Source organism: Microcystis sp. LE19-195.1E (assembly GCF_027532095.1).
Classification (GTDB): domain Bacteria; phylum Cyanobacteriota; class Cyanobacteriia; order Cyanobacteriales; family Microcystaceae; genus Microcystis; species Microcystis aeruginosa.
On record NZ_JAPZSZ010000044.1, the window covers coordinates 1 to 11726 of the forward strand.

An 11726-nucleotide genomic window follows, 5' to 3' on the forward strand; every position below is an offset into this window, starting at 1 on the left:
TTTCGACAATAAACCTTATTTTTGGACGGGAGGTTATTTCGTGGCTAGTTGTGGCGGCGTTACTGTCGAACAACTAAAAAAATACGTCGAGAACCAAAAAAACTCCCCGAAAGTGGAAACCCTACCGCGTTAGTTTCATTCCGGTGGCGATTCATCTCCCGTTAACCGCTACGCGGTTTAACGGGATTCCTCTCGCTCCAATTATAGAAGATTTAACCGGGCAATTAGGCAATATTACAGCCTTTCTCGCCGGACTAGGATTCCTTCATCGCTTGTTTTTTCTCCGCCTTGAGGTCGCGACTGCTGGCGGCGGCAATTTCCGCATCCATCAGGGTGCGTCCGGTGGCCGCCAGATAGACATCATCGAGACTAGGACGGGATTGGGCCATGCTGAACACGGGTAATCCCGATTCGGCTAGGGTTTGTTCAATTTTGCTTAAAGGATTGCTATTCGCCGTGACGATGAGATTAAGGGAGTTACCCTGGGCGGTATTGACGATCACTTCCTCGACAAAAGGCAGACGGGATAATAACTCTTTCGCTTGGAAAGCTTCTTCCTCTGGGGAAAATTCTCGCACTTTTAGGGTAATGCGATCGCCACCCAGTTGCTCCTTCAGTTGTGAGGGGGTACCCCGAGCGATGACGATACCATTGTCGATAATTGCCAAGTTATCGGCCAAAGCGTCAATTTCTTCGAGATAATGGCTGGTAATTAACACACTGGTTCCGGCCGCCCGCAATTGTCGCAGAAAATCCCAGACAATCAAACGACTTTCGATATCGAGTCCCACAGTCGGTTCATCTAGCACCAAAACTTCCGGCTGATGCAGTAATCCCGCCGCTAAATCCAGCCGTTTTTTGATGCCGCCGGAATAGGTTCCTGTTTTTTTGTCGGCGTATTCCTCTAATCCTAAAAGATTTATTAATTCTTTGATGCGCTCTCTTGACTTTTGAGCAGGAATGTGATAGATAGCCGCTTGTAGTTCCAACAGTTCCCGGCCGGTGAGCATTTTATCGAGGGCGACTTCTTGGGCAACGTAACCCAGGCGTTTACGGGCGGATTTGGGGTTATTCAGGGCATCGACACCCCCCACCTCGATTTTGCCGCCGTCGGGTTTAGCAAGGGTGCAAAGACAGCGAATCGTGGTGGTTTTCCCCGCACCATTGGGACCGAGTAAACCGAAGATTTCTCCCGCTGCCACGGTAAAGGAGATATCTTTAACCGCTGCTGTCTGACCGTAGGATTTTTTTAAGTTTTTGATCGCCACCGCAAGGGTCATAAGCTGATTTTCGCCGACTTGAGCGAGACAATTTTTTTGTTAACTTTCTCGGTCTATTTTAACCCAGATTCCCCACTGCAAAACCTAACACAGCCTTGTTGATCTTTTCCGATCAAGATAAACTTTGACGGGATTTGGGCTCATCCCCAAAGGACTAGCTGCTGTTCCACCGTTGCCTCTTGGCACGGGCAACTTATTCCGACAGCATTGTTCACGTTAACTTAAATTAACTTTGTTGGCAAAAGTGAATCGGAACAAGGGTTTTTCGCTAAAATGATAATGATTATCGTTCTAATTAAGGAGAGAAATCATGGTTCTACAGGTCTCTGGGGTAGGATTAGTTTGTGCTGGGAATAAAATCGGCGAAAAAAGCCCTAAATATCCATTTATCACTGTTAGCTTCATTTTATCGCTTTCTTTCGCCCTGGTAACGGTGGCTAAGGCTGAAGAGCCTGCCATTGGTCAGAGTTTGCCAGAATTTTATATCGGGGTGGATAATCAAATCACCTTAACTCGGGGCATCTATGGGGGATTAGCCAATCCTAACTATAACCGGTTAACTCTTCTGGTTGCTCACCGAGAGGGAACCCCTCATTTTCACGGTATCGGCACTTACAGTTATTCCGGACCGTCTAGTAATCCGGTAGTTAATCCCACTAACACCAATAATCGCATTCCTGAGACTTCTACAGGATTGCCTCCTCTCTCCTTAATTGCAGGAAAAGGAATTTTTCAGAATAGTTTTGTTAGTGCTGCCACTGGGGAGGAATATAGCAATCTACTGATGCAATCAGTGGCAACTATTAATAATTCCTCTGACTTGGGAGAACAAGCTCTTTTTAACAGTTCTGGGGGACGGTGGAATCGGTCTTTAGGTAATGCCAACCTATCCTTACAACTGTTAGAGATTAGTGATGGATTAACCGTAGCTAACTCTTTAGGACAGACAATTTTAGCTAATGCTGGCGATATCTATGCGATCGGGACTGGTGATAACTTCTCCTTTTTACCGAAGTTTCTTGCCTCTCGACCGGGAAAATATTCAGCCAGTTTTAAGCTGGTAGATCTTAGCCTTTCTTGGGGAGAGTCAGGAATTTTTAACCTAGATTTTCAAACAGTTCCCGAACCATCAACTCTGATCGCCTTAATACTGTTCGGGTCAATTTTATTAACTCGATCGAGTAGTAAAAACTAAAACCAATCGGTTTTGGAGAGAGCAAACTTATCTCCAAAATCGCTCTAGATCGAGATCGGCTTTGTTGAAATGGAAAACAGGGATTATTCCCTAAAAAACTAGCAACTTTTTTGACTATAATAACGACAAGATTATCAGTATAGTTTTAAACTATCCTAGGATAAGCCCTATCTTGATCGCAATATATATTTATGAAATTTAGTGAAATTGCCCAAAAATTAAGTCCTTTAGTCTCTGCTCACAGTTTAACTGCCTATCCCGACAGAAATCCCCAAATTAAAGCCATAACTCCCATCGAAACCGCCCTAGTCGATACCATTAGCTATATCGAAGGGGGAAAATTTGCTGCCTTTGTCGCCAAAACTGACGCTACTGCCCTAATTCTGCCCCTGGATACCAATTTACAACAACAGGCCGACGAACGCGGCATCGCTTGGTTAGCTAGTGCCAATCCCCGACTTTTATTCGCCCACGCCATCAAATTATTCTATCAACCCTTTCAGCCCCAACCCTACATTCACGCCACCGCCGTGGTGCATCCATCGGCTAAAATCGGCCATAAAGTCGCCATCGGGGCCCATGCCGTGGTAGAAGCCAATGTCACCCTCGGTGATGGGGTGTGCATTCATCCTAACGCCGTTGTTTACCCCGGGGTGCATATTGGTGATCGCACAATTCTCCACGCTAACTGTACTATCCATGAACGGGTACAAATCGGCAATGATTGCGTTATCCACAGTGGCGCCGTTATCGGTGCTGAGGGCTTCGGTTTTGTGCCAGTTCCCGAAGGCTGGTTTAAGATGGAACAATCGGGTATCGTGGTCTTAGAAGATGGGGTAGAAATTGGCTGCAATAGCGCCGTTGATCGCCCGGCAGTGGGAGAAACCCGCATCGGTAGCCAGACTAAGATCGATAATCTCGTCCATATTGCCCATAATTGCCAAATTGGCCAAGCTTGCGCCCTTGCCGGACAGGTAGGCATGGCAGGAGGCGTAAAAGTGGGCAATCGTGTTATTTTAGCGGGACAGGTGGGCATTGCCAATCAAGCGGCGATCGGGGACGGTGCGATCGCAACCGCCCAAGCTGGCATTCACAACGATATCGGGGCAGGAGAAGTGGTTTCTGGCTCTCCCGCTATCCCCCATAAGCTATTCCTCAAGGTAGCAGCCGCTTACAAGCGTTTACCCGAAATCTATCAAGCGGTTAAGCAGTTGAAAAAATAGCCCTATTCAGGGGACAGGAGACAGGAGACTCCGAGACAGGAGACAGGAGATTATTTCTATTTATTCTCCCTTCTCCCCACTTCCCCACTTCCCCACTTCCCCACACCCCACACCCCCATCTCCCCACTGATAACTGATAACTGATAACTGATAACTGAATCAAAGTGACTCGCAAAAGCAAGGGCGCTATTGCCGCAGGACATCCAAAAACTGCCGAAGCTGGACAATTAATCTTAGAAATGGGCGGAAATGCCTTCGATGCGATAGTTGGCTCGATTTTAGCGGCTTTCGTGGTCGAATTCACCCTCGCTTCCGCGGGGGGCGGCGGTTTTTTATTAGCACATACCAAAGAAAAAGTCAATACCCTTTTTGATTTTTTTTGTCAAACTCCCAAATATAAAAAACCCTTGACAAATATCGACTTTTACCCAGTGGCGATCGATTTTGGTGGTGCTAGTCAAGATTTTCACATTGGCCGAGGTGCGGTCGCTACGACCGGGGCGTTACGGGGATTGGAAATAGTGCAGAAAAAACTGGGAAAATTGCCCTTTGCCGTGGTAGCGGAGCCAGCGATCGAATATGCTCGACAAGGCTACATTTTGAGCCAATATAACGGCTTTTGCCTGGGTTTACTATCTTCGATTCTGCTCAAAGATAGAGAGGGTTTAAAAGTCTATGCTCCCCAAGGAAAACTCCTCCAAGCTGGCGATCGCTGTGTGATGAGGGATTTTGCCAACACCTTAGAGGAATTAAGCAAAAAAGGTGTAAAAGACTTTTATGAGGGAGAAATCGCCCACCAAATCGCCAAGGATATGCAGGAGGGTGGTTATCTCACCCTAGAGGATTTAAATCATTACCAAGTCCTTGAGAGAAAACCCCTAAAAACCCAATATCGGGGTTACGAAATACTGACTAATCCGCCTCCTAGTTCTGGGGGAATTCTCCTAGCTTTTGCCCTAAAATTACTAGAAGCAGTTAATTTATCGGCTTTAGAGCATCTAGGAGCCAAACATCTGCAAATTTTAACGGAGGTGATGGCCTTAACCAATCAAGCGCGCGCCCAAGGCTACGATAATTTTATCCATCAGGAGGGAATCGAAGAGCAATTCCTCTCGTCGGAATTTTTAGGCAAATATCCCAATAAATGGGGCAGTACCACCCATATTAGTGTTATCGATGGGGAAGGTAATGCCGCCAGTGCCACCTTTTCCAACGGGGAAGGATCAGCTTATACCGTGCCGGGGACGGGAATTATGCTCAATAATATGATCGGGGAAGCGGACTTAAATCCCTTTGGTTTTCACAATTGGCCCGTTGATCGTCGTTTATCCTCAATGATGTCCCCGACGATGATTTTAGAGGAAGGAAAGCCGCGATTTGTTCTCGGTTCTGGGGGTTCCAATCGCATTCGCACCGCTATTTTGCAGGTTATTAGTAATTTAATCGATTTTCGGCAATCTTTAGCCGATGCGATCGCTGCCTCGCGCATACATTGGGAAAATCAACAATTAGGAATTGAACCTTTAGAAGATCGGGAAAATATGCTCAAAAATCTGGTTTTACCCGCAAATACTCAAGTATCCCGGTGGCAAGAACAAAATATGTTTTTTGGGGGTGTGCATGGGGTGGCAGTGAATGATCGGGGGGAATTAACCGCTACGGGCGATCCGCGTCGGGATGGAGTAGGATTAGTGATTAGGGATTTTTAGGCAATGGGTACAACTTGCAGGCGTAACCCAAGTGCTTGCAAAACCTTAAGAACTGTAGCAAACTCTGGATTACCCTGATTCGACAAAGATTTATAGAGACTCTCCCGTCCCAAACCCGTCTCACGAGCAATACGAGTCAAGCTCCCGTGTTACTATCGGTAATTAGTAATCGGCAAACATAGTGGTGTGAGCTTATTTACTTCTTATCGTTTACTGTTTACTTTCGAGATACTCATGTTGCTCTTGCGTTATGGTATTACCGTGAGTGCGGTGCTTGGGTTGATTTTCTTGGCTGAATCCTCGGTTAAGGCACAAACTCAGTCCGCTGCGGATTTGTTGAAGAAACCGCAACCTACTGCCAATCCAGTTTCTCAGTTACCCGGCCCCTCGGCGGCACCGGCGACCACGGAAGCGGATCCCAAAGCCCCTAATTATCTTAATCCTAGTGGCAATCCCCTAATTTTTCCCACCAAACCGGATGAGGTGAATATTAGGGTAGTACAACCGATCACCTTAAATCAAGCGATCGAATTAGCTTTAAAAAATAATCAGACCTTACAGACCGCCAGGGTCGATTTAGAAATCGCTCGCGCCCAATTAAAGGAACAACAGGCCGCTTTATTACCCACGGCCTCCGCAGAGGCCAGTCTCACTCAAGATCAATCGGCAGCTGCCCAAAGACAGAATGAGTTGGCTGGTACAGATAACCCTGAAGATAGTACCAACCTTCAGGGTATTGTTCAGATCGTCTATGGGGTTTATACAGGGGGTGAACGGGCAGCCCAGATCAAAAGGGCCGAAAAGGTCATCCGGCAACGGGAATTAGAGGTGGAACGAGTCTCGGAACAAACTCGTTTTGATGCCACCGATGCCTATTATGAATTGCAGAGGGGTGATGCCCAAGTAGCGATCGCCCAAGCCTCGATCGAAGATGCTAGTCAAAGTTTACGGGATGCTCAATTATTGGAGCAAGCGGGACTAGGAACCCGATTTGCTGTCCTACAGGCGGAAGTTGACCTCGCTAACGCTAACCAAGACTTAACCCGGGCGATTTCTACCCAGCGTATTTCCCGACGGCGACTGGCACAGATATTGAGTGTCGGTCAGCACATCGAGTTAACCGCTGCCGATGAGATTCGCGAGGCGGGGACTTGGGGCTTGAGTCTTGATGATAGTATCGTTTTGGCCTACAAAAATCGCGCGGAATTAGAACAACAACTCTTACAACGGGAAATTAGCGCAGAAGACCGCTCGATCGCCATTTCGGCGGTGATTCCCCAAGTAGACCTTCTGGGCGAGTATAATGTCCTCAACGATCTCAGTGATGAAGCTGGTTTTGCCGATGGTTTTAGCGTCCGTGGCCGGATTCGTTGGACTTTCTTTGATGGTGGTCGTGCTTTTGCTCGCGCTCGTCAAGCGGAAAGAAATATCGATCGCGCCGATACGGAATTCTCCCTCCGTCGCAATGAAATTCGCCTTCAAGTGGAGGAATCCTACTATAGTTTGATTTCTAACCAAGAAAACATCAAAACTTCGCAAAAAAGCATTGAATCCGCCACGGAAAGTCTGCGATTAGCCCGTTTACGCTTTCAGGCGGGTGTGGGAACCCAAACGGATGTGATCAACTCCCAACGGGATTTAACCGATGCCAGAAGCCGTTATCTACAGGCGATCGTCGATTACAATAGATCCTTGAATAGTCTCCAGCGAGCGATTAGTAATTTACCGGACAATCGTTTGTTTGAAGTGCGTTAATTGTGCGATTTATTGATGTGTGGTGTGGGGGGAGATGGCCAAATCTCCCCTATTTTAACGAGTTTGGATAATTCTAATCTGTTGTTCCCGCAATTGCTGCATGGTGGGAGTTTCCTGTAGCTCTTGCACCTGCGGACGCAGATTATTACAACGAGAGGAATTAATGCTACCGCATTGATTTTCGATCGTGTTCAGTCGCCGCTGCTCGATTTGGGGACTGGTACGAAAGTCTAATTGCTGATTGTATTGGGGATATTTTTGGTAAGCGCAGGATTCAGCCCCCGCTAAACAACGCTCACTGATAGGCAATTGGGCCAAGACTAGGTTGCCGCTAACGCCAACCCAACCCAGACCCAGAAACAAACCTGATAATAAAGAATTTTTAGTGATCATCGCCAATATACCTCGGTGATCAAAAAATGTAGTCTCAGCATTGGCGGCCATGACGGTAATTGCCCGGCAGACTCTCGATCATGATTCCACCTCTTTTATTCTAGTCAATTTTTCTCGCCCCGCCCACGATAGCTGAAAACAGCCCATTCCTAGCTTAAGATCACTGGGTTAGCTGATCATAAATTAGACGGCTTTTTTTCTAGGCCGCTTGCAGAACATAGAAGGTATAACCATAGAAGTTGCTGAATTTCTCAAAAAGTTTCATCTCTTCTTCGGTTTCACGAATAACCGATGGGCTACTTGGGCTGATTTCCAGCTGCCCGATTCGCTCACGGAGAGGTTGATAATAATTTAGCCACCAAAGCTGACTGGGCAGCCTCTGGGTAGAAAGTACCTTAAAACCAGACCTATTAGCCCGAACGATATTCTCAAACTCATTACCCATCATAGGATAGGCGTTTTGCCAATAGGCCACAGCCGGCTCTGGCAGCTCATCAGTAAACCAACTCATCTCCGAGATGACGGCGATCCCGTTGTTAGAAACAAGCGGTCGCCAGATTTTAAGAGCCTGCTCAAACCCAAGATTATAAGCAGCCCCCTCAGACCAAAGTAGATCAACTGAACCCACTGACCAATCAAGTTTAGCCATGTCACCATGAATTGGAATGATTAAATGCTCAAGACCAAGCTGTTTTGCTCGGGTTTTGAGTTCGTCGATAAAAACCGACGAGGAATCCACTGCCATGACAGGGCTTTGGTAGTATTGTGCCAGCAGTAAAGCACTAGCACCACTTCCACATCCTAGATCGGCAATTCGCGGCTTGAGGGGCAAAATAGAGAGATTACTCAAAATTTTTAGGGAGAAGTCAGAGTCGCCAGGCCCTTTACGGTCAAGTCCGCGGTGTAAATCAGTTAAAGCGGCAACATACTCAGTTTGATTGTCTGTAGTCATAGAGATTTTTGCTGGCTCTAATAGCTGAAAACAGCCCATTCCTAGCTTAATCGGTTAGGCGATCGTTCCCGTCAGGGGAGAACTAGGACTAGCAGATGACTTAATCGGCATTCTTCCCGCTAAATAGGCTAAACGTCCCGCTTTTGCCGCCATTCCCATGGCTTGCGCCATCATAGCCGGATTGGCTGCCATAGCGATCGCACTGTTAATTAATAAAGCATCCGCACCCATTTCCATGGACCGGGCCGCTTCTGAGGGTGTACCGATCCCGGCATCTACCACCACGGGAATTTTAGCCGATTCGATGATAATCGCGATATTTGCCTCATTTTTCAGGCCCTGTCCCGACCCGATCGGCGATCCCAGCGGCATAACCGTGGCGCAGCCAGCCTCCTCTAAACGTTTGGCTAAGAGAGGATCGGCGTTAATATAGGGCAGTACGGCAAAACCTTCTTTAACTAATTGTTCAGCCGCTTGCAAAGTTCCGATCGGATCGGGTAATAAATATTTAGGATCGGGAATAACTTCGAGTTTAATAAAGTTATTGTCTTCCTGTCCCAATAATTTGGCCATTTCTCGCCCTAAACGGGCCACCCGAATCGCTTCTTCGGCCGTTTGACAACCAGCAGTGTTGGGTAACATCCAGATTTTCGACCAATCGATCGCTTCTGCTAATCCCTCATGACCGGGTGCGTTCGTTTGTACTCGTCTAACGGCAACTGTGACAATCTGACATTCACTGGCACTAATACTTTCCTGCATAGTCGTCAGATTGGCATATTTGCCAGTCCCAGTCATCAAGCGGGAGTGAAAGGTTTTCCCGGCAATGGTGAGGCGATCATTCTGGGGCGATAAAAGCGCTTGGGGTTTATTCTCAAGGATAGTTAAGGACATAGGTGGAACAGTAACGGGTGATGGTTGATTAAAGCGATCGCAGCTAAAATGGGTCAAAATGGGATTAACTTTGTCATTAATCACCAGGTCAGCGATCAAGGAAGCAGTGACAGGAGCGAGTAAAATGCCATTGCGATAGTGACCGGTGGCTAAAATCAGGTTATCACAGCTACTGCGGCCTAAAATGGGCAATTCATCCGCTGTACCCGGGCGGAATCCCCACCACATTTCCTCGATTTCCCAGTCAGCTAAAGCGGGATAGAGATGGGTAGCGCGCTCAAAAAGGGTTTGTAGTCCTTGGGGTGTATTACCCGTTTGCCAGGCGACTTTTTCGGAAGTGGCCCCGATAATTAAACGACCATGGCGACGGGGAACTAGATAGGTTTGCGGACCGAATAAAACCCTAGTTAAGGTCTGGTTAGGGGGCATTTTTACCGCGGCCATTTGACCTTTGACGGGATGGATAGGGAGGGGTAAAAGTTGACTCGTCCAGGATCCCGCCGCTAAAATGTAAATTTTTGCTTCTAATTCCCCAATTGAGGTATAAATACTCTTGACTTTTCCCTGCTTTTGCTGTATGGCGTGGACTTCTATGCCTTGGCGAATTTCTACCCCTAAATTTTCGGCCGCTTGTTGCAGCGCAGTCAATAGCTGCCGGTTATCCACTTGTCCATCGTCGGGATACCACCAACCACCGATCACATCTTTACCTAGTCCGGGTTGGTAGAGGTGAACTGCATTGCTGTCTAACCAAATTTTATTAACTTCCTCGGTAGTAACGGGCTGATCTAGCTCGTAAACGGGAGCAAGAATACCGCAGGGATAGTAACCGCTGTTTATCCCCGTTAAATCCTCGATTTTGCGGCTCCATTCTGGATATAGCCAGCGCGATTGTAAACAAAGATCGAGAAAGGGACCCGGGGGAATTCCTTCCGCATGGGGGGCCAACATTCCCGCAGCCGCACGACTAGCGGCCTGAGCTATATCTCGAACTAGGAGGGTAACTTTTGCCCCGCGCAATTGCAAATCGACGGCGATCGCTAATCCGATGATACCACCGCCCACGATCAAAATTTCGCTAGTTGAGTTCTTGACCCTCCCATGGCTAAAAGCGAGGGATTCTTGGTTCAACGACATGGCTTAAAAATCTAAAGGAAATGTAACCTTGATCCTAACTCGCAATTAGTCAGCCGAGAGGAGGGAGAAGTGAGGCTACTGGCATAATTTAAGATTAAGATGATTTTTAGTCGATCTTTTCTAAGCTTCCCTTTTTCTTTAGAGCTTATGACTTCCCCTGCTGTCGATCAAGTTTATCAAGGTCAATTCGGAGAGTTTACGATTACGGATAGCGATCGCCTAGGTGTGCGTCTCTACCGTCTGGGGTTAAATTTAGCGGCTTTTAGTTTCGCTGTCGCTACAATTATAGTTCTCACCCGACCGCAATTACTGCCCCTGACTAACCTTTTATACATGGGTTTTTGTCTGGGGTTAGGCATCAGTTTATTGACTATCCATATTTATTTAATTCCCCTCCATCGTCTCCTGCAAGTTTTTTGGCTAATCGGGGCGATTACTTCCCTAATTTTCAGCCTCTATTCTCACCTTTCTCCCCTAGAATTTGTCTATAACCATCCGGTGAGTTTATTGGGTGTGGGCTTTATTTTTGCTAGTCTCACGGGGATTTATTTCAAAGAAGCTTTTTGTTTTAATCGTCTAGAAACCAAGTTTTTAACCCCTCTAGTTCCCACCCTTTTACTCGGTCATCTTTTGGGGATATTGCCCTTAAATTGGGAAAAGGGGCTATTAATTCTCTGGGCGACTTTATTCCTTATCTTTGCTCTGAGAAAGTTAAGCCAACCTCTCCCCAACGATATCGGTGATAAATCAGTCTTTGAACATCTTAACCATTGATTAACTCTCCAGAGATTAATCGGAAAATACTCGGGAAATTAAGTCAGCTGCCCGCGTATCTAAATGCCTCTCTTGTCTTTTGTGTGATCAGTTTTCACCTTTTTGTTCTTTGTCTCTTTCTGGTTTATCCTTAACCCTTCTGGGATAATCAGTAATCAGTGAAAAGACAGTAGGAAACTTCTATTTAATACTGTCATACTAAATCCGGTTATTAAAGACTGATTATTCATTCTCCCTTTTGCCTATTGCCTTCTACCTTTTGCCTGTCCTGATAGGGAGCATCTCACTTGTGCAATGAGTATTAATGCTTATAGCAGTCAAAAACTAGAAAATCTTGAACCTGATCACAAAGAGAAATGAGATTATAATAGTTATAACTTACGATTCAGAATATATCTCGATGGGAGGAACAGT

Annotated in this window: 11 protein-coding genes; 6 read left to right on the forward strand and 5 right to left on the reverse strand. The window is 46.6% G+C overall.

Annotated features, from left to right (window positions below; all coding sequences use genetic code 11):
• Positions 1-133, forward strand: a 133-nt coding sequence (locus O9300_RS02885; protein WP_287969943.1) for a transposase, incomplete at its 5' end; no start/stop codon positions are given.
• Positions 134-254: 121 nt separating this feature from the next.
• Here the strand turns inward: O9300_RS02885 and O9300_RS02890 are convergent.
• Positions 255-1280, reverse strand: coding sequence for an ABC transporter ATP-binding protein (locus O9300_RS02890; protein ID WP_287969932.1), 1026 nt, complete (start codon positions 1278-1280; stop codon positions 255-257).
• A 310-nt stretch (positions 1281-1590) separates the two neighbouring features.
• Between O9300_RS02890 and O9300_RS02895 the strand changes: the two genes are divergently transcribed.
• The 3 genes from O9300_RS02895 (at position 1591) to ggt (ending at position 5407) form a co-directional block, all read left to right on the forward strand.
• Positions 1591-2475: an all3515 family Zur-repressed PEP-CTERM protein gene (locus O9300_RS02895; RefSeq protein ID WP_287969933.1), complete on the forward strand. Its 885-nt coding sequence runs from the start codon at positions 1591-1593 to the stop codon at positions 2473-2475.
• Positions 2476-2666: 191 nt separating this feature from the next.
• On the forward strand, positions 2667-3698 hold the full coding sequence (gene lpxD, locus O9300_RS02900; RefSeq protein WP_287969934.1) for a UDP-3-O-(3-hydroxymyristoyl)glucosamine N-acyltransferase: 1032 nt from the start codon (positions 2667-2669) through the stop codon (positions 3696-3698).
• A gap of 164 nt (positions 3699-3862) precedes the next feature.
• On the forward strand, positions 3863-5407 hold the full coding sequence (ggt, locus tag O9300_RS02905; protein WP_287969936.1) for a gamma-glutamyltransferase: 1545 nt from the start codon (positions 3863-3865) through the stop codon (positions 5405-5407).
• Here the strand turns inward: ggt and O9300_RS19390 are convergent.
• Positions 5404-5547, reverse strand: a complete 144-nt coding sequence (locus tag O9300_RS19390) for an addiction module antidote protein (RefSeq protein WP_287731161.1) — start codon at positions 5545-5547, stop codon at positions 5404-5406. The genes ggt and O9300_RS19390 overlap by 4 nt on opposite strands.
• 94 nt (positions 5548-5641) lie before the next feature.
• Here O9300_RS19390 and O9300_RS02915 point away from each other — a divergent pair, with 94 nt between their 5' ends.
• Complete coding sequence (locus O9300_RS02915; RefSeq protein WP_287969947.1) at positions 5642-7162, forward strand: TolC family protein; 1521 nt, start codon at positions 5642-5644, stop codon at positions 7160-7162.
• 54 nt (positions 7163-7216) lie between these two features.
• Here O9300_RS02915 and O9300_RS02920 read toward each other — a convergent pair whose 3' ends face one another.
• The 3 genes from O9300_RS02920 to thiO all read right to left on the reverse strand — a co-directional run bounded on the left by O9300_RS02920 (position 7217) and on the right by thiO (position 10538).
• A complete protein-coding gene (locus tag O9300_RS02920; protein WP_287969937.1) occupies positions 7217-7555 on the reverse strand; it encodes a hypothetical protein in 339 nt (112 codons plus the stop codon).
• 199 nt (positions 7556-7754) lie between these two features.
• A complete protein-coding gene (locus tag O9300_RS02925) occupies positions 7755-8507 on the reverse strand; it encodes an SAM-dependent methyltransferase (protein WP_287969938.1) in 753 nt (250 codons plus the stop codon).
• A 54-nt stretch (positions 8508-8561) separates the two neighbouring features.
• Positions 8562-10538 carry a glycine oxidase ThiO gene (thiO, locus tag O9300_RS02930; RefSeq protein ID WP_287969939.1) on the reverse strand — a complete coding sequence of 659 codons (1977 nt, stop codon included), beginning with the start codon at positions 10536-10538 and terminating at the stop codon, positions 8562-8564.
• Positions 10539-10685: 147 nt separating this feature from the next.
• On the opposite strand from thiO, the gene O9300_RS02935 reads away from it, so the two are divergent.
• Positions 10686-11312 (forward strand): DUF2301 domain-containing membrane protein, encoded by a 627-nt coding sequence (locus tag O9300_RS02935; RefSeq protein WP_287969941.1) that lies wholly within the window; start codon positions 10686-10688, stop codon positions 11310-11312.
• Positions 11313-11726: the final 414 nt, after the last annotated feature.

Coding starts and splice junctions, on each gene's coding strand:
- O9300_RS02935 (WP_287969941.1), top strand. CDS start 10,686: ATGACTTCCCCTGCTGTCGATCAAGTTTATCAAGGTCAATTCGGAGAG.
- O9300_RS02915 (WP_287969947.1), top strand. CDS start 5,642: ATGTTGCTCTTGCGTTATGGTATTACCGTGAGTGCGGTGCTTGGGTTG.
- O9300_RS02890 (WP_287969932.1), bottom strand. CDS start 1,280: ATGACCCTTGCGGTGGCGATCAAAAACTTAAAAAAATCCTACGGTCAG.
- O9300_RS02920 (WP_287969937.1), bottom strand. CDS start 7,555: ATGATCACTAAAAATTCTTTATTATCAGGTTTGTTTCTGGGTCTGGGT.
- O9300_RS02895 (WP_287969933.1), top strand. CDS start 1,591: ATGGTTCTACAGGTCTCTGGGGTAGGATTAGTTTGTGCTGGGAATAAA.
- lpxD (WP_287969934.1), top strand. CDS start 2,667: ATGAAATTTAGTGAAATTGCCCAAAAATTAAGTCCTTTAGTCTCTGCT.
- O9300_RS02925 (WP_287969938.1), bottom strand. CDS start 8,507: ATGACTACAGACAATCAAACTGAGTATGTTGCCGCTTTAACTGATTTA.
- thiO (WP_287969939.1), bottom strand. CDS start 10,538: ATGTCGTTGAACCAAGAATCCCTCGCTTTTAGCCATGGGAGGGTCAAG.